Raw genomic sequence first — 20,360 nt, forward strand, 5'->3', positions numbered from 1 at the left:
TGCACCTGTTCGCCGTTGACTGTCAACCCATTTGCCGGTAGGGCTGTGAGGATGACCGACGTCGACGTCTGCGTTGTAGGTGCGGGTTTCGCGGGCTTGACCGCTGCGTTGCGACTCAAGCAGGCGGGCTGTTCGGTGAGATTGCTCGAGGCACGCGATCGGGTCGGGGGCCGCACCTTCACCGTCTCGCGCGACGACGGATCCTGGATCGACAGGGGCGGGGCGTGGGTGGGCCCCACCCAGGACCGGATCCTCGCACTGCTGGATGAGTTCGGCGTCAAGACTTTCAAGCAGTATCACGACGGGGCCGCGATGATGTTCGTCGACGGCAAGCAGTACCGCTACGAGGGCACCATCCCGTGGAGCATGAGCCCATGGGCCGCGCTGAATCTCGGGGCGAGTTTCCTCGAACTCGGCCACATGTGCAAGACGATTCCCTTGGATGCGCCGTGGGAGGCCAAGAAGGCCGCCACGTGGGACCGCATGACGCTCGCTCAGTGGTTGGACCGCAACGTCAAGTCCAAGGCTGCGCACGACCTGCTCGACGCCGCGATCTCGGGCTGCTACACCTCGGCGGCCTCGGAGGTGTCGATGCTGTTCATGCTGTACCAGATGGGCTCGGCCGGCGGCCCCGGTTTCGTGCTCGGCGGCCCCGGCGCCTCCCAGGACTCCCGGGTGGTCGGCGGGATGGGCGCCCTCTATGGGTCGATGTCCGCCGAGCTGGGTGACGCGATCGCGCTGTCTCAACCAGTGCGGTCCATTACCCAGGATCTCGAGGGCGTCACCGTGCGCTCCGACCACGGCAGTGTCCGCGCCCGGCATGCAGTCGTTGCGGTCCCGATCGCCATCGCCAGCCAAATCGCTTACGAGCCAATGCTTCCCACCGACCGCTCGTTTCTGCATCAGCGGATGCCGAGCGGTGCCGTCGTCAAGGTCTCCATCGTCTACGACGAGCCGTTCTGGCGGGCCGACGGCCTGTGCGGACAGTCCGCAGCGCCGGGCTCGGTGGCGACCATCACCATCGATGCGTGTACCGACTCCGCTACACCTGGAATCCTGTGCGTGATCATCGAAGGCCCGATCGCACGCCGATACGAATGCCTCGACCAGGACGAACGCCGGCAGGCGGTCCTCGACGCACTGGTGGAACGGTTCGGGCCGAAAGCGGCCAGGCCGGTCGACTACGTCGAGCAGAATTGGAGTCGCGAACGGTATTCGGGCGGTGGGATGCTCAGCCACGCTCCGCCCGGTGTGCTGACTGAATTCGGTCACGCGCTGCGCCGACCGTGTGGTCGCATCCACTGGGCCGGCACCGAGAGTTCGGCGGTGATGTGCGGCTGGATTGACGGCGCCGTGCGTTCCGGCGAACGGGCCGCGAACGAAGTCCTGGTCGACCACGCCCTGCCTGGCACCTGATCGCCTCAGTTGCAGTCCAGTTCGTAGACGAACAACACCCGCGGGTACACCGTTAACCATTCCGGTGGCTGCGGAATGCGCGTGACGCTCGTCGCGGTCGTCCCCAGCCACGCCAGCGCCTCCCGGTACTCGTCAAAACCCGCTGGCGCGAAGGGATATCGGTGGTAGCGCGCGAACGCGTGCACGTGTGCGTAGAGGGCGAGCTTGCCGATGGGCCCGTCGGGCATGTCTTCGAATACGATGATGCGCCGGCGCGCCACTCGCCGGCATTGCGTGATCAGTCTGACCGGGTCGTGGCTGTGGTGCAGTACCTCACTGAGGATCACGTTGTCAAATGCTTTGTCCGGGAATGGAATTGACGTGCCATCGAACTCGGCGAACGGGATGTCGACGGAGCGGGAGTCCTTGACGTCGATGCCGGTGGGCACCGCCCCATACATCTCGCGCAGGTACACCGAGAGGTGTCCGCTGCCGCACCCGACGTCGAGCACACTGTCCCCGTGACCAACGTACTCAGCCAGCGCCTCCGCCTGCTCGCGCAGCCGCACGGCGGGTTGCAGGACATGCTGGACTTCAGAAAGTTTGCGACGAAACATCTGGGCCAGAACGTAGCACGCTCAACTCTTGGTTCTCCCAGTCGGTGAACCGTCTCGGACTGAACTAGGGAGTTGCGTCCCGGTGTCGGAGTTGCTGGGACAGCGCGTCGATCTCGCTGCGCAATTCCTCGATCTGGGCGGCCGTTGCCGCCTGGTTCGCGGTGTCGGTTTCTTCGACGCGCTGCACGATCCACGAGGCCAGCGACGCCGTCACCACCCCCACCAGACCGATGCCGCCCATCATCAGCACGACGGCGATGCCGCGTCCGGTGACCGTCACCGGATACAGGTGGCCGTAGCCGACGGTGGTCACCGTGGTGATCGACCAGAACACCGCGTCGCCGAATGAGGCGATGGTGGCGCCCGGCTGACCACGTTCGGCGTCGAGCATGGCCAACGACGCCACATAGACCAGCAGCGTGACACCGGACAGCGTATAGAGCAGGATGCGGCCGCGGATGACGTCGCCGACCGCCCGCTGCAAAGCGCCGACCAACACCAGCAGGCGCAGCACGCGCAGCGGGCGCAGTAGCGGAAGCGCAACCACCAGCAGGTCGATCAGGTGCTGGAAGAACCACCGGCGGCGGTCGGTGGCCAGGATCAGGCGCGCGATGTAGTCCACGACGAACAGGCTCCACGCCAGCCATGTCGCCAGCCAGAGGAGTCGGGCCTCCTCACCAGCGGGCCGGGTGAGGACCTGCACCGAGTACATGACCAGAAAGGCCAGGGCGATCAGTGCCAAGGGCCATTCGGTGCGGCGCACCCACAGCTCTTCCTTGCTCGGCTCGGTCATGCGGCACAGCGTATCCCGGCGAATATCAAAGACTTTCGACCAGATCATGGTCCGGGCGAGGCCGCCGGGTCACAGCCTCACCAGAGGTAGACCACGGCGTCCTTGCCACCGGTGCACCTGATCCACGGGTTCGCGCCGTCGCCGGCGCACTGCATCAGGAAGTTCGCGGCGTTCTTCGGATCGCAGTTCGCGCCCGGGACGGTGAAGCAGTCGACCGCTCCCGGCGCCGATACCGTTCGCTGCCCATTGGTGGCGTTGCCGTAGGTATTCCAGTACGTGCGCAGGACGGTGTTGGCGAAATAGCACGACGTCTGGGGTGAGCCACGCCCCCCGTGTGACCCGAACCCGGTGGTGTTGCTCAGCTGGAAGCCCTGGTCGCAACTTTGGCGACTGGCGCTCTGGTCCGGTCCCGTGACCAGCGGAGGTGTGGCATCGGCCGGGCGCGGCGGGATCGATTCCTGCGGAATAGACGTTGGGGCGCTTTCGCCGGCGTAGGGCGGAATGGTCGGCGGCACCGTCGCTGACGACGGGGCGTGCGGCGGGTCCGGTTGCGCCAGCAGGCCGACAACCATGCCGACTGCGCCGAGAATCAGCACCACCGATGCGCCGACCACCGCGGGAACGACCCAGCGCCGCCGCGGCGGCTGCTGAGGTTCCGGCACCGACACCGGCTGCGGACCCGACGGCGGCACAGTTTGCGGATAGACATACTGACGCGGCGGCGGGGGCACGGGCGACCATGCCGCAGCGCGGGTCGGCATCTCTTCGGTGCAATCGACGGGGTCGACCGCGGTGCGCGCGCCGCTGCGCAACGCCCGTTCGGCAGCGCGACCGAATGCCCCGGCGCTGCCGTAGCGATCGTCAGGTTCTTTGGCCATGCCGCGCGCGATGACCTCGTCCAGCGCCGGCGGGACCCGCGGGTTGGCCAGGCTGGGTCGAGGCGGCGGCGACGACATATGGGCCGCGACGAGACCACCCTGGGTCTGCGCTGGAAAAGGTAGCTGGCCGGTCAGCGACTCGTACAACACACAGGCCAGCGAGTAGATGTCGGCGGCAGGCGTGATCTCGGTGCCGGTGAAACGTTCGGGCGCCATATAGGCCCACGAGCCGACGCGCATATCGGTGGCGGTCAGCCGGGTATGCTCGCCCACCACTTCGGCGATTCCGAAGTCGACCAGGTACGCGAAATCAGCTGGGGTGACAAGAATGTTCTGCGGCTTGATGTCACGATGGACGAGGCCGTCGGCATGCGCGGCATCGAGGGCCGCGGCGATCTGGTTGATGATCATCACTGCCCGGTTCGCATCCAGCGGGCCGTTGGCCAGCAAAGTCTCTAGGTCTCTGCCGCGAACCAGGCGCATGTCGATGAACAGCGAACCGTCGATCTCGCCGAATCCGTGTATCGGGATGACATGCGGTTCCTGCAAAGTCGCCGCGGCATGCGATTCCCGCTCGAAGCGGGTGCGGTACTTGCGGTCGTTGGCGTACTGACTCTTGATGATCTTGAGGGCGACGGTCCTGCCGATCTGGTTGTCGTAGGCCTCGTAGACCTCCCCCATGCCGCCTTTGCCAAGGACACCGGTGATCGTGTATTTGCCGAAGGTCGTCCCGACACGCTGATCCACCGCTGACACCGTCATCGCCTCCCGTAGGAATTATGCGGCACAACACGGGATGTCTAGCTGTCGGCCTTGCACTGGGCGGCGGGAAGCTGGGCTAGGTGACTGGTCAGCCAGCTGGCGGCGGCGTCGAGTGCGCGTTTGCCGTCGTCGAACAGGCCGGACTCGGGCTCCGCGGCGATCGCGACGGCGACCTTGCCGGTCGGGGTGTCAAGGACACCCAGTTGACGCGCAAGGTATTTGCCAGCTGGCGACGGACCCCAACCGCCTTTGAACTGAGCACCGGGGAGTTGGCCGATGCCCCAGCGTTGCTGCGGGCTTATGTCGCCCATCAGAGCGAAAATCGGCGCGTTTGCCTTGTTGCAGAATGCGTGGCCGGTGAACCGCACCTGATTGGTCAGCGACCAATTCGTCTGTCCAAATATGGTGAATTCCCTTCGCAGCCTTCGTGATTCGACGGTCGTCGGGTCACCGGTCTCCTGCAGGACCTGCTGCACTGTGGCGGCGGCGGTGGCTGGATCGCCCAGTTGCTGCCAAAGCGCTTCGGCTGCGGCGTTGTCGGATTCGATGATCGCGGCCTTCATCTGGTCGGTGACTTTTCCCTGCGCGCGGTAGGCAGCGATCACCAGCGGTACTTTGATCGTCGACCAGGCCGGGCCCTGCTGCCAGTCGCCGTATGTCAATGGCGGTTCTGCACTTCCGACGGCGACCACCGCCAGGCCCATCGCGGCGTTCAGCCGGTGGGCCAGCTGGGTGAAATCGCCGGCCAGGTCGGCCGCGTGCGGGGTGGGTGCGCTGGGCGGCACCGGTGGCACTGAAGGGTCCGAGCGTGGCGGCGACGGTCCGTGCCGGTAGGTGTAGACGGCGGTGAGCGTGACAATCGCGGCCGCCGCAACCAGCGTTGCGGCCACCGTCATCACCCGTCGGGCGCTACCCCGCTTTGGCTTGGAGATAAGAAACTATTCCTTGCGTGACCGCGGTGGCGTATCGGGCCCGACCGTCGGCGGTTTCCATCTGGGCGGCGTCCTCGGCGTTCTTCATGTTGCCGAGTTCGACGAGGACGGCCGGGTATTCCGCGAAGTTCAAGCCGGCCAGGTCCGCACGGCCATACAGACCGTCGGAGCCGATGTAGTTGGCCGGGCGGAAGCCGGCGGCAATCAGGGCGCTGCGCATCGCGTTGGCAAGCTGCATCGACGGTCCCTCTTGAGAAGGTCGCAGCGGCGGGCTGGAGTAGTTGACGTGGAAGCCGTGTCCGGACGCGGGGCCGCCGTCGGCGTGGATGCTGACGATCGCGTCGGGGTGCGCGGCGTTGGCACGCGCGGCGCGGTCGTCGATGCAGGGCCCGGCCGAGTTGTCGTCACCCCGGGACAATTGGGTGTTGACGCCCAAACCGCTCAGATTCGCCGCCACCATGTTGGTGACATCCCAGGTGAACGCATGTTCGGGATATCCGTTGCTTGCCGCGGTGCCCGAGGTGTTGCACGGCTTGGTGCCGCCGCGGCCGTTCGGCACCTGCTGATTGATCGACGCGTCGGCGACACCGTTGTGACCGGGGTCAAGGAACACGCTCATGCCGGCGATCCCGGCGGCCGCGGCGCGTGGACCGGTGACCGTGGCGGCGAGGACAAGCGGTGCTGCGGCGGCGCATTTCAGCACGTCGCGCCTGGATACTCGGCTCACCGCGCGATGGTAACAACCGGGCGCCTGCTCACGCCCCTCACCTGAACCGTCGCAGCTGTGAACCGCGGGGGCTAAGCTCTGAAAAATGCGGATCGTGATGCTCGGTTCCATTGCAACGGTGTCGGCCGTGACGGCGCTCGCCCTACCGGCCACTGCACACGCGGACTCGAAGAACTTCAAATCCCCGTCCGGCAACATCACCTGCATTCTGGACAGCACGCTGGTCCAGTGTGACATCAGCGACTACACCTTCACTCCGCCGCCACCCCCCGAGTGCGCCCAACACATCAAGTGGGGCAACCGATTCACGTTGTCGCCGGGCAAACCCGGAGCGGTCACCTGTCACGGTGACACCACAGAAGTGCCGGGTGAACCGACTCTCGACTACGGCAAAACCATCAGCGCCGGGACATTGACGTGCCTCAGCGAGCAGTCGGGGGTGCGCTGCACCGACACCGCCAGCAAGCACTTCTTCCGAGTGTCGCGGGACTCCTTCGAACTCGGGTAGCCCATTCCCATTGGCGCTCAGCAAATTTCAGCTGTCAAGCGCCTCGCGCAGGTGTTGCTCGGGGTCGGTCCGGGAATTACGGGAACGGCCGAGGTCGCTCTCGACGTCCAAAGGACAGCGGCGACGTCCAGCACTATGGGCACGATGAGCTCCGTGCACGGTCTGCGGGGACCGAACCGGTGCGCTTACCGATCCCAGTTGCGCGCTCAGCGCACAGGTGAGCGATGACGTTGCCTCGCATCATCTTCGGGTCCGATTCACGAGCTGTGTTGTGAATCAACCTTATTGGCGGACCCGGAGGATCAAGGGGTGATGAGCGCGCGCCACCCGGCCCGGACTTGATGCAGCTAAACAGGGGCAGCCTAGCGGTCGACCATGGAAAAGGAGCATTATGGTTTGGCTGGGTTGCTGGCAAAATTGATGGAGGGCTTGTTGGAGGGCACGTCGTTCGGGAAATACCAGCTCATCGAGTTGCTGGGCCGTGGCGGCATGGGCGAGGTGTGGCGGGCGTACGACTCCGCCACCGAACGAGTCGTCGCGCTTAAAATCCTGCCCGCCGAGATCTCCAACGACGCGATTTTCCAGCAACGCTTTCGACGCGAAGCGCACTCGACCGCACGGCTGAACAATCCCCATCTGATTCCCATTCACACCTACGGGGAAATCAACGGTCGATTGTTCGTCGACATGCGTTTGATCGAGGGGCGCGACCTGCAGGCCGAACTCAACACCGGGCCCATGGCGCCCGCGCGCGCTGTCGGCATCATCAACCAGGTCGCCAAAGCCCTCAACGCCGCCCACCGCGACGGGTTGCTGCACCGCGATGTCAAGCCGTCCAACATCCTGCTCGACCCCGACGACTTCGCATATCTGATCGACTTCGGAATCGCCCGCGCGGCAGGCGATCTGGCGTTGACCAAGGCGGGAGACTTTGTCGGAACGTGGCATTACATGGCCCCGGAGCGCTTCAGCACATCAACCGTCGACGCCCGTTCGGATGTCTACTCGTTGTCGTGTGTGCTCTATGAATGCCTGACGGCGCAACACCCTTTTCCGGGCACCACCCTGCAGCAACAGGTCACCAGTCACCTCACTGCGCCGCCGCCGCGGCCCACCAGCACCAATCCCGGGTTGCCGGGGGCGTTGGACGTCGTCATCGCCAAAGGCATGGCCAAACACCCCGACGACCGGTACGACACCGCGGTGGAGTTGGCCAAAGCCGCCAACGATGCGCTCGTCGCACCGCCACAAGCGGAACCCACGCTGATGCGGCCGGCTGTCCCGATCCACGACCATTTCGGCGCGCGCCCGGACCCGCGTCCGCCTCGATTCCCGCCACCGCAGCCCCCGCCGCCGCCGCCCCCGCGGATGCCGCCTCCGCGAACCCCGCCACCACAGCAGGACCCTGGCCCGCGGACCCCGCTGCCCCAGCATGACCCTGGCCCGCCCACCATGGCGCGACCGGCGCAAACTCCACCTCCCACCCCTGCGCCGGTTGCCGCACGGCCGGCCACCACACCGCCGCAACCGTCGAAGCCGTGGTGGCGGCGCAAGGCCGTCGCAGCGGCGGTCCTGGTCACGGTGGCAGCGATCCTGACCGGGGTTGTCGCCTTCGGTAGTTCGGGTCCCGCCACCGAAGAGTTTCACCAGATCACGCTGCCGTTTCGCGGGCTGAGCGAACCGCAGGGGCTGTCGGTCGACGCGGCCGGCACGGTCTACGTCGCCGATAGCCCGCACAACCGGATTCTGGCGCTGTTCGCGGGCGCGGACGCGCCGCACCCGCTGCCCTTCGAGGGCCTCAACTATCCGACCGGGGTGACCGCCGACCCCGGCGGCTCGGTCTACGTCAACGACGCCCGCAACCGGCGCGTGCTGGTGCTCCGCGCCGGATCACAGAAACAAGAGGAGCTGCATTTCACCGACTTGCAAGACCCGACCGGCCTCTCGGTGGACGGCAGCCGCACCGTCTATGTCACCGACACCGCGCGCAACCGGGTGGTGATGCTGCGCGACGGGTCGATCGTGCAAGAAGAAGTGCCTTTTTCCGGGTTGAACAGTCCGACCGGTTTGGTGGTCAGCAGCGGTGGAACGGTGTACGTCGCTGACGGGGGAAACAATCGGGTGCTGATGTTGGCTCCCGGCAAGGACCAGCAAGAGGTGGGCTTCGAAAACCTGAAGAAACCCGGCGGCGTAACGCTGGACGGTCAGGGCGCGGTCTACGTCAACGACGCCGGGCACAATCGAACCCTCAAATTGCCCCCAGGATCCTCAGAACAAGTCGAGCTGCGCTTCACCGGACTCGACAATCCGTGGGGTTTGGCGGTCGACAGGAACGGCACCGTTTATGTCGGAGGACACAACAGCCAGATCGTGGCACTGAAGCCGAAGTAGTAATACTTGCGACAGCGGTCATGCAGCAGTCGCTATTTGGCGATCTTTACCACGCGACTGCGGGCGCATTCGCACTGAACCCGAACAGTCATGGCGGGCAATTACTTTCAGCGACAGACTTATCCGTTGCAGTGACGGCGAGTTGATACTTGACCGCGACGCCGAGGTAGATCTCAATGAACCGGCACGTGAACTGGCGATTGGTTGGCAGCCACTCGTCCGGGCCGGAGTCGGACTTGCGCCCGTTTTCCGCCGCCGACACCGCGAGCAGGTTTTTGGTGTCGTTGGCAAATTCGAGGCGCCGCGCAGCGGACCACTGCGCCGCGCCGGCATCCCACGCCCGTTTCAACGCGAACACATGGTCAATCTCGATGGCGTCGCGGGCGGGGCCGCCGAACACGAGGGTCGCGCCGGAATACGGGTCCTGGAGGATTCCGGCGGTTACCTTGCAATTCCTGGTCCCGGGTTTGAACACAACGTCGGTCAACTGCGCCCCCAACACCCGATTACGGGTATCGCATCCGGTGTGTTCGGTATCGGCCCACGCCGGCCCGAACACACAACCCTTGCCCGCCTTGCAACTTCGTTCATATCCCGGGACGTTCGCGAGCCGCGGGATGACGACGGCTGAGCTCAACAACTGAGCGATGTGTTGAGAAATGCCCGGGGCGAGGGTAGCGCTGGACGTGGTGGGCGAAGGCGCCGCCACGGGATTCGGCGGCACCGCTTTGGGTTGAGTGACCGGCGACGCGCAGCCGACCACTACGGCCAGCAAGACCCCGATGATCACCAACGCCTCGGCGACCCTCCGCCGCTTCACCCGGTCCCCGCACAATGTGACATATCGCAGTTCTACCGCGGGCCACCGACAGTGCGGCGCAGCCGGTGTCGCGTGGTGGAGCCCGTCTGACGGAGCCGCCGCGTATCGCACCGAACCGCTGGTCACACCGGGTCAGCGCGCCTGCCGAGCCAGCCAGGTCAGTATCTCGGCGGCCGCGCGGGCGCCGCTGGAGGCGGTCACCACCGTGCGCGGTGACTGCCAGTGGAGTACATGCAATTCGCCATGCGCGGGGCGAATGGACTTGTCAGCGTAGCTCAGCAAGTCGGCGTCCAGTGCACCGTCACCGGCGGCCAGCACCGGCGCCGTTTCCGGTAACGCACCTTCATCGACCAGGCGTCGGCGTACTTCCGCGACAGCATGCGACTTGCGCAAGCTCTCGGGCACCGCATAGATCTTGCGGCCCTGCCGGGACACCGTCCAGCCGCGGTCCCCGCACCAACCCGCCCAGTCGTCCAAAAAATTGGCCGGCATCGAGGCCTCGTCGACCACGAGGTAGCAGAAGAGATTCTCGGCCACGCGCAAATTGAGCACCCAGTCATCGCTGATGCGTGCCTTCAACGCGGCGACGATGTCCGTCAACGGCGGCCCGCCGCCGCTGATCCGGGCGGCCATCTTCTTGCTCCATTCGGCGTCGGCCACCGAGTCAACCAGGATGTTGCCACCGTTGCTCGTCACCGCATAACGAAAAGGGCCGCCCGGCAGTTTTATTCGCTGGTATTGGACAACGGTGCGGGTGGTGGCGGGCAGCACTGTCACCCGAGCGGCCAGTGCCCGCAGCCCGGCCTCCGCCTCGGTAGTCATGAAAGACACCGGCGATTCGTTGTAAATCTCCACACAGGTGCGGTCTTCAGCACCGAAGTGGCGCTGCGAGTAGATCAGGGTGCGGTCCAGGTCGCAGGCGATCAGCGCCGTCATGCGGTGATGTCCTTGATCAGCCCGACGCACGCAAAGGCCAGGTCGGGATCGTGCACGGTCGGCACATTGCGGGCCTGCGCCAGCATCCGGATATGGCGATGGGCAGGATCGTCGTTGTCGCGCAGCACAATTCGCCACGGCACCCGCCGGAGCAGGACGCGCGTCGTCTCGCCGATGCCAGGCTTGACGAAGTTGGTGGTGGCGATGCCGTATTCGCGCTGTATCCGCTCGACTGTCGCCCACCCCGACCAGGTCGGCGCCCGGTCGCTGCCGCGGACCGCTGCCACGCCCTGCCGGACGTCCTCGGCGACGTCCTCGAAGTGCACCGACACTGCGTCGAGGAAGGTCGCGGACTGATCGTCGGCGGCCAGCTCACGATAGAACTTGGCGCCGTGAAACTCCCCCGGGGCCAGCAGGTGGGGGTTGAGCACGGTACGGGAGACCAGACCCGAGACGGTCGAATTCAGGCAGGCCGATGCGATCAGAAAATCGTCACGAGTTCCGTAGGTGCGCACACAGTGCCCGGGGTCGGCCAGCACGGCCAGGTCATCGTTGAACCTGATGCCGGTCACCCGGTGATACTCCGTCAAGGCGGCGCTGAGTTCGCGGGTGATGACACCTTTCCCAGTCCAACCGTCGACGAACACGACCGTCTCCGGAGCATGTTGAGCGGCAAGGTAATCCAATGCCACCGTGTCGATCCCCCGATCCCGGACGATCGAAATTGCATAGTGCGGAACGGCATTGGCGTGCCGGCGCAGCACCCAGCGCCGCATGAGGATTCCGATCGGCGTGCCGGCCCGGGCCAGCGATACGAGGACCACGTCGCGGCCGCGCTCGGCCAGTACCAACTCAGTGACCACGCCGACGGCGACGGCAAGCCGTCTCGCGCTCTCCGCCAAGACGGTGGTGAACAGCTCGCGGTAGTCGTGGTCGGGCTGGTACTCGATGGGCAGGGATTCGGCGTAATGCGCGCGGCCGCTTTGGATCTCCCGCTCCCGTTCGAGGGTGTCCGCCTCCAGCGCAACCTCGGACAGGTCGGTGAGCAGCCAGCTCACCTCTTCGGCGGTGTAGGACCCGAAAGCCGGCCCGCGCAGCGGCTTCACGAGTGCGCACCGCAACGCGCGACGGCCAGTCCGGCCACGTCCGGTCCGTGCACCGCTGCCACCAGCATGTCGTAGCCTGCTGTGGTCAAGACATCGACGATGCCGCCAGATTCGTTGAGGCGCAGCGTGTCGGCGCCAGAGTCCACCATCAGGACCAGCTGGGTTTCACCACCCGATTCCTCGGGAGCCCACCCGTTGTAGAGGAACCGGGGCGCGTCGTCGCCTGGCTCACACGCACTGAATTGGTACCCGCGGCGCAGCGGATAGCCCGGCACATCGCGCACGTAGGCCGGCGACCGCGTACTGGACTGGTAGCGCACGGCAAGCCCCGCACCCGCGAGCCCGTCTGCCACCCGCAGCGGCAGGTACATGAACTCCTCGTGACCCACCACCAACACCGGGCGACCGGCGTCCAACCCGTCAGCCACCTGGGCCACCGCATGCTCCAAGGCACGGTCCAGCGCCGGGCGGTCCGCCCGGGTGAAGCAGTGTCGGCCTCCTTCCGGGATCGAGTCGGGCCAGGCCACCTCGATCCGGCGGGCGGAGCCGGCGCGAGCACCGAACGCGGCATTGAGCGTTGGCGACGGCAACGCATTCACGTCGTCAACCATGCTGTCCGGCAGAGTGACCCGCCCTCTGGCGAGGCTCACGTGATCAATCTGCACACCGAGTTCCGCGGCGGTGCGCTGCACCGCGTGTTCGTGGTGCGGCTCGCGGACATCCACCAGGGAGGCCACCACGTAACGTGATCGGGGTGCTCGACGCTGCAGAGCGCAGATGGCGGCCAACGCCGTGCTACCGGTGGAGATTTCGTCGTCCACGATGACCAAGGTCCGTCGCTGTTCGAGCAAGTCGCCGGTGCTGGGTTGCAGCGTGTGATCCGTGGCGTGGGAGTGCCCCTCCTGGAACCCGGCATAGATCAGCTCCGGCGCCGCGGGTCGCCGGGTCGTGTGGATATAGACGGCGGCGTCGACGCGATCGGCGACACAATGCCCCAATCCTGTCGCGGTTTCCGCCATTCCGAGCACGTCGAGTTCACCGTCGATGCCATCACGGATGCGGTCGCCGAGCCGGTGCCCCGCCCCAGTCACCGAGGCCGGCGACGCAGCGATGTGCTTACCCAGCACGGTCGAGACCAGCAAGTGGGCACGGCGTGGGTTGCGGCGCAGTCCGGGCAACACCAGATCAGTCACCGAGACCGGATCGGTCCCATCGCTGTCCAGGACCGCGAAACCGAAAGAGTTTGTTGCCCAATGCGATCGGGTCATCGTCCAGCAAGCACCGTGAGCAGGTCGACGAAGGACACGCCCTGCCGCGTGACACCAAAGACGCGAGCACGACGTAGCACTTGGTCGGCCCAAATACGGTGCGGCCGTGGCTCATTCATCTTGTTCCGGTATTCCGAGCGGCGCACTCCACTCACCTCGGCCTCGGCAACGTCCAGGGCGTCGCGGTATTCCTCGTGAGTCACCACGGCCAGTGCGTGCACAGCAGGCACATGCGAGGGGTGGATGACGGTCTTGCCGTGCAGGCCGTTGGCTCGGTCGAGGCTCAATTCGCGCAGCAGGGCATCAAAGTCGCGGCTCACCAACTGATCACGGAACCGCACCGCGTCGTGCTCAGCAAACGGCGTCGTCCGCAGCATCGGCCGGAACAATCGCTCGTGATCGGCGAAGTACTCCCATACCGGACCGGTGATCACGTATCCGGTACCGTCCGCACGACCGAAGTAGTTCACGATGTCACTGATCGCGTCCGCGATCACCCGCACGTCATAAATCGTGAGGTCGCGATCGCGCCTGATCCCGAACAGCCCGCACATGTCGGTCGCACCGATGCGCAGAGCCAACACTGAATCCCGGTGCCCGGCAAGGACCTCGGCTATAGCCGTCAACTCACCACTGCGGGTTTCGCGGAAAGCCAACTCCGCCGACTCCAGCACCGGCATGCCATACAGGTGTCTGCCGAGGGTTCGGCCGGCGTTGGTGATCTCTTGCAGAAACCGCTCGCCAGTTGCCGCGCAGAACTTCGGGATCACGAATCCGGTCAACACATCCCGTCCGTCGGCCAATGCCTCCGCGATGCGGGAAATGCATTCCACGCTACGGACCCGCACGAAAAGCATTGCCTGCGTCGCATCTGCGGTCACGGCAAGCTCATCAAGGACGCCGACGACGTTGCTCAGTGCACCACTTGCCGCACCCTCGTCGACGGCGTCCTCGAGGTCGAAGACCATCGAGCACACCCCCTCGGCGGCACGCCTGGCGACGGTCGCCGCGAGTTCGGCCCGGTCAGCGGGGATGTACAGGGTGGCTCCCAACCCGACGGCAAGCAGCTCACGGTCGCCGTCGACGGCCAGCACCTCCGGAGGGCGGATGAACAGCCGTTCCTGTTCGGCTGGCGCCAGATGGTGGAAATGTCGAATCGCCGTCGCCGACGACGGGTGCCTCACTTCGCCGCTCCCTGCCGGATCCGGTTGACGATCGTGGTGATGAACTTCGATACGTCCTCCATCCCGCGGTAATAGCCCCAGTAGTCCGGGTGCGGGACACCGAGACCCTCGACCAGCAGGTCGATGCGGGTGGCCTGGGCGTCCAACGCCGTACCCCATTCCTTGGCGGCGCCGCGGTCGACCGCTAACCGTTGGGCGTCCCGCAGCCGGAAACGCACCTCTTTTTCTTTGCTAGCCGGATCCTTGCGCAGCTCGCGGAGCATGACAAGCCGGTCGGCGACGGCATCGATGCGTTCTTCGGCTGCGGACAGCTCGGCGCGCGCCTGGGTTGCCAGGTCCAGCACCGCTTCCGGTTGGCGCTCGCGCTGAACGGCGGAGGCGCGCGCCAGCAGTTCGTCGGCGCGTTCGAGATGCTTCTGACTCGCCGGGCCGTTGTCGAGCAGATCCTTCGAACTGTTGGCGTGAAATTCCCGCAGCAGCGCTGACCGGTTGGCGTCGACACTGTCCACCCGGTTGCGCAACGCATCCAGCCGGGTGCGCAACGAGGCGACCGTCTGTTGTGCCCGTTCGTCGAGCTGGGGCGCCGCGTCGAGAGCCTCAGAAACCGCCTGGACGGCGGCCCTGAGTCGGCGGCTGGCACCGGCCAGCGACGCCACGTTGCGCTGCGCACGGACCGACTGCAGGTTGTCGTATGCCGCGGTCAATTCCTCACCCGCGCGGTGCACGGACGGGTAGGCCCGTAATGCAGGCGCGGTCTGCGCCAACCGCTGCGCGACACCATCGGCTTCGGTGGTCGCCGCAGCAGCCTCGGCTTGCGCAGCAACGCCGCGAGCGGCCACCGCGTCCATCGTCGCGCGGTGTCGTTCATGGAACTGATCCAGGCCGTGCCGCGCCGAATCGATAAGTTGCTGCGCCCGTTCGGTAGCCCCGGTCAGCTGGTACGGCTTCCGGGAGGCGCCAAGCCCGTCGCTGTCCGATCCGGTTGCGGACAGGTAGGCAGCGGTAGCGTCGTAACACGCCGCGCGGACGGCGTCGAACTGCGGTTCGAGGGAGGGCTGCGGCTCGACCGCCGCGGCGGCCTCAAACAGGGATTCCACCACGTTCCGGCGGTTTTCCAGGTCCAGAAACGATGCTGTCAGAGCCGCTTGCGCCGGACCGAGGTGCGCGTTGTTGCCGGGCTCGCGAGACCGTCTGAACCACCGCCCGCGCACAGTCCGATCTTAGCGGGGCTCAAGAATCCCTACCGATAGCCGTCGCTTTACTCAGCGCTGGTGTACTACGGTTGGCAACGACTGGTGTTTGCAGGTATCTAGTCCGACAAAGTTCTTTGAATCATCTGGAGGGGTGTTCGATGGGTGTCAGTCTGAGCAAAGGCGGCAATGTCTCGTTGACGAAGCAGGCGCCGAATCTGACGGCGGTTGCGGTCGGCTTGGGCTGGGACGTTCGGACCACCACGGGCACCGACTTCGACCTCGATGCCAGCGCCATCGCCACCGGCGAGAACAAGAAGGTGCTTTCCGACCAGCACTTCGTGTTCTTCAACAACCTGCGTTCACCGGAAGGCACCATCGAGCACACCGGCGACAACCTCACCGGTGAGGGCGAAGGCGATGACGAGGTCATCAACGTCGACCTGGCGGCCACCCCGCCGAACATCACCAACATCTTCTTCCCGGTGTCGATCTACGACGCTGACGCTCGCAGCCAGAGCTTCGGGCAGGTCCAGAACGCCTACATCCGCGTCATCGACCGCAACAACGGCAGCGAGCTGGCCCGTTACGACCTCTCCGAAGACGCCTCCACCGAGACGGCCATGGTCTTCGGCGAGCTCTACCGTCACGGCGCCGAGTGGAAGTTCCGCGCCATCGGGCAGGGCTACGCATCCGGCCTCGCCGGCATCGCTCGCGACTACGGCGTCAACGTCTAGGGCGTCCGGCCTGGTAGGGGGGCTGGTATGGCATTGCGGATCTTCTGGCCGTCATTTCTGGTCACGATCATTTCGCTCATCGTCGCCTGGTTTTACGGCGGTGTTCATGCGTTGATCCTGTGCGCCATCCTGGGCGTCCTTGAGGTGTCGCTGTCGTTCGACAACGCGGTCATCAACGCGACCGTGCTGCGCCGGATGAACGAATTCTGGCAGCGGATCTTCATCACTATCGGAATCCTGATCGCCGTGTTCGGTATGCGGTTGGTCTTTCCACTGCTGGTGGTGTGGATCACCGCTCACATGGGGCCGCGCGAGGCTATCGACCGAGCGCTCAATCCGCCGCCCAACCACGCCGAGACGTTTGCTGACGGCACTCCTAGCTACGAGACCGCACTGCACCACGCGCACCCCCAGATCGCCGCGTTCGGCGGAGCGTTCCTGCTGCTGCTGTTCCTGAATTTCATCTTCAGCGAACGCGAGATCACCTGGTTGTCGTGGCTGGAGCGGCCGCTGGGTAAAGCCGGCAAGCTCGACCAGCTGGCGGTCGCGGTGGCCGCAGGGTCGATCCTGCTGGCTTCCCAGTTCGCCGCGGAACCCGACAAACGCGCCACGGTGATGTTGTCGGGATTGTTGGGCCTGATCACCTACATCGTCATTGACGGTCTCGGGTCCATGTTCGAGGTCGACGAGGACGGGGACGGGGACGGGGACGAATCCGACGAGCCGGCCCGGGTCGGGCCCTCCGACCTCGCCAAGGCGTCGGGCAAAGCGGGTTTCTTCTTGTTCCTCTACCTGGAAGTACTCGATGCGTCGTTCTCGTTCGACGGAGTGATCGGTGCCTTCGCGATTACCGCCGACCCCATCCTGATCGCGCTGGGCCTGGGCTTCATCGGGGCGATGTTCGTTCGTTCGATCACCATTTTCCTGGTGCGCAAGGGAACGCTGTCGGAGTACGTCTACCTCGAACACGGCGCGCACTGGGCGATCGGCGCCCTGGCGGTGATCTTGTTGGTGTCGGTGAACCCCAAATACGAGCTGCCCGAGGTGGTCACGGGCATGATCGGCGTGGTGCTCATCGGCGCGGCGTTCCTCACCAGCGTGGTCCGCAACCGTCGCGAAGCGGCCGAGGAAACACCGGAACCGCAGCCTGCCGAGATTGAATAGCGGCACGTCCAACGTCACCGAAAGGCCGGCAATGGCAATCGATTACACCAAGCGGCCCCGGTCAACTCCAGCTGCGGCGCCATCGCATCCACCACCTCCGTCGGCCCCCAGCGGAGTCAACCTGTCCAAAATCAAACTGACCAAGGATGCCCCGCGGATCAGTCTGACCAAAGCCGGTGAGCAACAAGGCGTTATGCGGGTCAACCTCAACTGGAACACCGGCGGCTACGCCGGTGCCGTCGACCTCGACCTGGGTTGTCTCTATGAGTTGTCCACCGGACAAAAAGGTGTCGTCCAGGCGCTGGGGAACTCGTACGGGTCGCTGGACCGGGCTCCCTACATCGCCCTGGATGCCGACGACCGCACCGGATCAGCGGCCGGTGGGGAGAATATGCGCATCAATCTCGAACAGCCCGAACGCTTTCGGCGGATCTTGATTTTCGCGATGATCTACGAGGGCGCACCGAACTGGGCGGCAGTCGACGGCGTGGTCACCTTGTACCCGACATCGGGGCCGCAGATCGAGGTCCGGATGGACTCGCCCAACAACGAGGCGCGCATCTGCGCGATCGCCCAGGTCTACTACGCCCAGGGCGCCTTGCACGTCAACCGCGAGGTGCAATACATCAGCGGCAGCCAGCGGTTTCTCGACCAGGCCTACGGTTGGGGTCTGCAGTGGCAGGCCGGCCGTAAGGACTGAGGCATCGCCCCAACGCCGAGCGCTAGTGGTGCTGTTGCGTCAGCTGCGCGGTGATCACCTGGTTGAGCCGCTGCAATCCGCCGCTGGTCAGTCCGTAGAGCTGAGATTCGATGGTGCGCACCACCGCTGAGTCGCTGAGCACCTTCTCGCTTGATTGGATGAGGATGGTGCCGGCGCCGGTGAAATCGAACTGACGTTCCTCACCCGAGTTGATGCCGAATCGCGCCGCGCCCGCAGCGAGGAAGCTGCCGATCCACCGCTGGTCGTAGTGATGGCTGGGGGACGGGCAATCCGCCCAGCCGACCAACGCTTCGGGGTCGACGCGCGCCGGTGGTTCAACGAACATGACGGGACCGTTGGAGGACGCGAGGAACTTGCCGGTGCCGATCAGGGTGACGAAGCCCGGCACGATCGACTGGTTGAGCGACAAACCCGGTTGGAACGCCAGCAGATTGGCCGCGCGGATGGTCAGGTTGCCGTCGTCGAGGTCATAGGAGTTGATGTCATAGCCGCGGTCGCCGATGATGAGCTTGCCCTGACCCTCGGCGACCGTGTAATCACCGAAATACAGTGGCGCAGAGAACTGTTGCGAGACCATGTGCATCAGCCCACCCTGTAGACCGTGGGTCAGTGCCCGAAACTGCATCTGCCCGTAGTAGGCAATCATGGCGCCCTTACGGATGAACCACGGGTTGAGCAGGTCGATGCAGAACGCGTAGGCGTTGTCCGGAATGTTGTCGTCGTTGGGCAGCGTGTTCGGATTCAGCGATTGGCCAAACGTGCTCACAGCTTCTCCTCCGACGCTTGCACGAAAACGGTTCCCTGCCCATGGCATTTCAGTTGCATCGCTTCACCCGATCCGCGTCCTACCGCGTCCCGCCAACTCATCGCTGTCTTCAACTCGGTCTGCACGTTGCCGTACACGCCGACGAAAGCCTGCGGATCCACCACTATCGGATTGGGGCCTCCCACTTGAAGTTCGAGAACCCCGCCGTGCGCCAGCAGCACCGCGGCGCCGTGTCCGGACAGCTGCGTCGTCCACAAGCCCTGGCCGGTCAGTGCGCCACTGGCCGCGCCACGCAACATGCCCATCATCCCGCCGCCGCCACCACCGCCGGTGCTGGCCACCGAAACCACCGAGGATTGCAGCCCGGCGGTGTTGGCCAGCAACCGCGAGGCCTCGACGCGCAGCACCTGGCCTGGCTGGATCTCGACGATGTGAACTTCAAGGCCGGCGTAGCCGTAATGCGCTTCGCCGCTGCCCTGCGCGATCATGGTGCGCTCGTGTTCGCCCTGCATCATGCGCCCGGCGAGCCGGACGATGCCGCCCATACCGCCCATTTGCCCCGCTCCGGGAACCTGGTGCGGCGCGAAGGCGACGTCGCCGGTGTAGAACAGCATTGCTCCGGTGCGGGCCACGACGCCGCCGGCCTGGCCGACATTGACCTTGACGACCTTCGAGTTGACCTTGGTGAATACCACTGCGGCTCCCTAGCGCTCGGCCGGTTGTATTGAAACGATGCCCTGGCCGTCCCACCGCAGGGAGAAGTTCTCACCGCTGCCCTGGCCCATCGCCGTCCGCCACGACACGTCGGTGATAAACGACTGCTGCATCTGGCCTTTCGCGCACACGAAGGCGTCGGGGTCGACCACCAGGGGGTATTGCGGACTGACCTCCAGGTGAATCAGCGGGCCGCCCGCGGAGAGCAGCGCGACCTGGCCCTGACCGGTGACCACGGTGGTGAACAACCCCTGGCCGGAGGAGGCTCCGCGCAGACCGGTGAACGTCACGTTAGTCTGCAGGTTGCCGGCCAGTGCGAGCAACTGGCGCGACTCCACCTGCAACTGCTCGTTGTTGAGGTTGATGATCGTCACGTTCTGCGCGTTGACCGCCAGGAACACCCGGCCCTGGCCGGTGCATTCCATCAGGCTCAGCGCCTCGCCGGTGACGCGTTGCTTAAGCCCGGCCAGCATGCCCGAGCCACCCCCGAAGCCGGCGTTCTTGAACGCGATGTTGCCCTCGTAGGCCACCATGGCGCCGGTCAATGCGCGGATGCTGGTGTTGTTCAGATGGGCTTCGATCACCTTTTTGTGCTGCTGATACAACTGCGCCATGTACGCTCCCCAGCCTGTTGACTTGCCAGCGCAAACGTTAGCTGATCATCGGGCGCGGGTCAGCTACGGCGAGTCGGCAAAACCGCTCACTTTGTCGGCGCCGCTAAGTAAGGTTCGGGAAATGCGCTTCTTGTTCC

20 protein-coding genes are annotated in these 20,360 nt (G+C 65.3%); 6 read left to right on the plus strand and 14 right to left on the minus strand.

Going from position 1 to position 20,360, the window contains the following annotated elements; genetic code table 11:
• The first annotated feature begins 51 nt into the window (after positions 1–51).
• Positions 52–1,416 (plus strand): flavin monoamine oxidase family protein, encoded by a 1,365-nt coding sequence (locus tag ACZYZ9_RS02340; RefSeq protein WP_463824582.1) that lies wholly within the window; start codon positions 52–54, stop codon positions 1,414–1,416.
• Between the two features lie 5 nt (positions 1,417–1,421).
• On the opposite strand, the gene ACZYZ9_RS02345 is transcribed toward ACZYZ9_RS02340, so the two are convergent.
• The 5 genes from ACZYZ9_RS02345 to ACZYZ9_RS02365 all read right to left on the minus strand — a co-directional run bounded on the left by ACZYZ9_RS02345 (position 1,422) and on the right by ACZYZ9_RS02365 (position 6,104).
• Positions 1,422–2,012 (minus strand): class I SAM-dependent methyltransferase, encoded by a 591-nt coding sequence (locus ACZYZ9_RS02345; protein ID WP_463824583.1) that lies wholly within the window; start codon positions 2,010–2,012, stop codon positions 1,422–1,424.
• Positions 2,013–2,076: 64 nt separating this feature from the next.
• The gene (locus ACZYZ9_RS02350; RefSeq protein WP_463824584.1) at positions 2,077–2,805 is read right to left on the minus strand and encodes a potassium channel family protein; all 729 of its coding nucleotides are present in this window, start codon (positions 2,803–2,805) and stop codon (positions 2,077–2,079) included.
• A gap of 77 nt (positions 2,806–2,882) precedes the next feature.
• A complete protein-coding gene (locus tag ACZYZ9_RS02355; protein WP_463824585.1) occupies positions 2,883–4,430 on the minus strand; it encodes a serine/threonine-protein kinase in 1,548 nt (515 codons plus the stop codon).
• A gap of 53 nt (positions 4,431–4,483) precedes the next feature.
• Complete coding sequence (locus ACZYZ9_RS02360; protein WP_463824586.1) at positions 4,484–5,341, minus strand: serine hydrolase; 858 nt, start codon at positions 5,339–5,341, stop codon at positions 4,484–4,486.
• Positions 5,342–5,354: 13 nt separating this feature from the next.
• On the minus strand, positions 5,355–6,104 hold the full coding sequence (locus ACZYZ9_RS02365; protein ID WP_463824587.1) for an Rv3717 family N-acetylmuramoyl-L-alanine amidase: 750 nt from the start codon (positions 6,102–6,104) through the stop codon (positions 5,355–5,357).
• Positions 6,105–6,189: 85 nt separating this feature from the next.
• Here ACZYZ9_RS02365 and ACZYZ9_RS02370 point away from each other — a divergent pair, with 85 nt between their 5' ends.
• Both ACZYZ9_RS02370 and ACZYZ9_RS02375 read left to right on the plus strand, forming a co-directional pair.
• Complete coding sequence (locus ACZYZ9_RS02370; RefSeq protein WP_463824588.1) at positions 6,190–6,612, plus strand: DUF6636 domain-containing protein; 423 nt, start codon at positions 6,190–6,192, stop codon at positions 6,610–6,612.
• A 396-nt stretch (positions 6,613–7,008) separates the two neighbouring features.
• Positions 7,009–9,003 carry a serine/threonine-protein kinase PknD gene (locus ACZYZ9_RS02375; protein WP_463824589.1) on the plus strand — a complete coding sequence of 665 codons (1,995 nt, stop codon included), beginning with the start codon at positions 7,009–7,011 and terminating at the stop codon, positions 9,001–9,003.
• Between the two features lie 88 nt (positions 9,004–9,091).
• On the opposite strand, the gene ACZYZ9_RS02380 is transcribed toward ACZYZ9_RS02375, so the two are convergent.
• From ACZYZ9_RS02380 to ACZYZ9_RS02405, 6 genes are all read right to left on the minus strand, one after another.
• The gene (locus tag ACZYZ9_RS02380) at positions 9,092–9,793 is read right to left on the minus strand and encodes an HNH endonuclease family protein (RefSeq protein ID WP_463824590.1); all 702 of its coding nucleotides are present in this window, start codon (positions 9,791–9,793) and stop codon (positions 9,092–9,094) included.
• 162 nt (positions 9,794–9,955) lie between these two features.
• On the minus strand, positions 9,956–10,759 hold the full coding sequence (locus ACZYZ9_RS02385) for an HAD family hydrolase (protein WP_463824591.1): 804 nt from the start codon (positions 10,757–10,759) through the stop codon (positions 9,956–9,958).
• Positions 10,756–11,865, minus strand: coding sequence for a cysteine protease StiP family protein (locus ACZYZ9_RS02390; protein ID WP_463824592.1), 1,110 nt, complete (start codon positions 11,863–11,865; stop codon positions 10,756–10,758). The genes ACZYZ9_RS02385 and ACZYZ9_RS02390 overlap by 4 nt, the downstream gene beginning before the upstream one ends.
• Entirely contained in the window at positions 11,862–13,133 is a 1,272-nt protein-coding gene (locus ACZYZ9_RS02395) for a phosphoribosyltransferase family protein (protein WP_463824593.1), read from the minus strand. Before ACZYZ9_RS02395 ends, ACZYZ9_RS02390 begins: the two co-directional genes overlap by 4 nt.
• A complete protein-coding gene (locus ACZYZ9_RS02400; protein ID WP_463824924.1) occupies positions 13,130–14,290 on the minus strand; it encodes an HpcH/HpaI aldolase/citrate lyase family protein in 1,161 nt (386 codons plus the stop codon). The genes ACZYZ9_RS02395 and ACZYZ9_RS02400 overlap by 4 nt, the downstream gene beginning before the upstream one ends.
• A 23-nt stretch (positions 14,291–14,313) precedes the next feature.
• Complete coding sequence (locus ACZYZ9_RS02405) at positions 14,314–15,414, minus strand: hypothetical protein (protein ID WP_463824594.1); 1,101 nt, start codon at positions 15,412–15,414, stop codon at positions 14,314–14,316.
• 254 nt (positions 15,415–15,668) lie between these two features.
• On the opposite strand from ACZYZ9_RS02405, the gene ACZYZ9_RS02410 reads away from it, so the two are divergent.
• Genes ACZYZ9_RS02410 through ACZYZ9_RS02420 form a run of 3 tightly spaced genes read left to right on the plus strand, consistent with a single transcriptional unit; the run spans position 15,669 to position 18,108 of the window.
• On the plus strand, positions 15,669–16,244 hold the full coding sequence (locus tag ACZYZ9_RS02410; protein WP_463824595.1) for a TerD family protein: 576 nt from the start codon (positions 15,669–15,671) through the stop codon (positions 16,242–16,244).
• Between the two features lie 27 nt (positions 16,245–16,271).
• Positions 16,272–17,408 carry a DUF475 domain-containing protein gene (locus ACZYZ9_RS02415; protein ID WP_463824596.1) on the plus strand — a complete coding sequence of 379 codons (1,137 nt, stop codon included), beginning with the start codon at positions 16,272–16,274 and terminating at the stop codon, positions 17,406–17,408.
• A 31-nt stretch (positions 17,409–17,439) separates the two neighbouring features.
• On the plus strand, positions 17,440–18,108 hold the full coding sequence (locus tag ACZYZ9_RS02420) for a TerD family protein (RefSeq protein WP_463824597.1): 669 nt from the start codon (positions 17,440–17,442) through the stop codon (positions 18,106–18,108).
• A 22-nt stretch (positions 18,109–18,130) separates the two neighbouring features.
• Here ACZYZ9_RS02420 and ACZYZ9_RS02425 read toward each other — a convergent pair whose 3' ends face one another.
• From ACZYZ9_RS02425 to ACZYZ9_RS02435, 3 genes are read right to left on the minus strand one after another with little or no spacing between them, the layout of a single operon-like run.
• Positions 18,131–18,895, minus strand: a complete 765-nt coding sequence (locus ACZYZ9_RS02425) for an AIM24 family protein (protein ID WP_463824598.1) — start codon at positions 18,893–18,895, stop codon at positions 18,131–18,133.
• Positions 18,892–19,590, minus strand: a complete 699-nt coding sequence (locus ACZYZ9_RS02430; RefSeq protein ID WP_463824599.1) for an AIM24 family protein — start codon at positions 19,588–19,590, stop codon at positions 18,892–18,894. The genes ACZYZ9_RS02425 and ACZYZ9_RS02430 overlap by 4 nt, the downstream gene beginning before the upstream one ends.
• 9 nt (positions 19,591–19,599) lie before the next feature.
• A complete protein-coding gene (locus tag ACZYZ9_RS02435) occupies positions 19,600–20,223 on the minus strand; it encodes an AIM24 family protein (RefSeq protein WP_463824600.1) in 624 nt (207 codons plus the stop codon).
• Between the last annotated feature and the right edge of the window lie 137 nt (positions 20,224–20,360).

The sequence above is a fragment of the Mycobacterium sp. IDUB_28 genome (genome assembly GCF_055419285.1).

What these genes read in the sequence shown, in the direction of transcription:
- ACZYZ9_RS02340 (WP_463824582.1), top strand. Translation starts at nt 52, where the DNA reads ATGACCGACGTCGACGTCTGCGTTGTAGGTGCGGGTTTCGCGGGCTTG.
- ACZYZ9_RS02345 (WP_463824583.1), bottom strand. Translation starts at nt 2,012, where the DNA reads ATGTTTCGTCGCAAACTTTCTGAAGTCCAGCATGTCCTGCAACCCGCC.
- ACZYZ9_RS02350 (WP_463824584.1), bottom strand. Translation starts at nt 2,805, where the DNA reads ATGACCGAGCCGAGCAAGGAAGAGCTGTGGGTGCGCCGCACCGAATGG.
- ACZYZ9_RS02360 (WP_463824586.1), bottom strand. Translation starts at nt 5,341, where the DNA reads ATGACGGTGGCCGCAACGCTGGTTGCGGCGGCCGCGATTGTCACGCTC.
- ACZYZ9_RS02370 (WP_463824588.1), top strand. Translation starts at nt 6,190, where the DNA reads ATGCGGATCGTGATGCTCGGTTCCATTGCAACGGTGTCGGCCGTGACG.
- ACZYZ9_RS02385 (WP_463824591.1), bottom strand. Translation starts at nt 10,759, where the DNA reads ATGACGGCGCTGATCGCCTGCGACCTGGACCGCACCCTGATCTACTCG.
- ACZYZ9_RS02395 (WP_463824593.1), bottom strand. Translation starts at nt 13,133, where the DNA reads ATGACCCGATCGCATTGGGCAACAAACTCTTTCGGTTTCGCGGTCCTG.
- ACZYZ9_RS02410 (WP_463824595.1), top strand. Translation starts at nt 15,669, where the DNA reads ATGGGTGTCAGTCTGAGCAAAGGCGGCAATGTCTCGTTGACGAAGCAG.
- ACZYZ9_RS02415 (WP_463824596.1), top strand. Translation starts at nt 16,272, where the DNA reads ATGGCATTGCGGATCTTCTGGCCGTCATTTCTGGTCACGATCATTTCG.
- ACZYZ9_RS02420 (WP_463824597.1), top strand. Translation starts at nt 17,440, where the DNA reads ATGGCAATCGATTACACCAAGCGGCCCCGGTCAACTCCAGCTGCGGCG.
- ACZYZ9_RS02435 (WP_463824600.1), bottom strand. Translation starts at nt 20,223, where the DNA reads ATGGCGCAGTTGTATCAGCAGCACAAAAAGGTGATCGAAGCCCATCTG.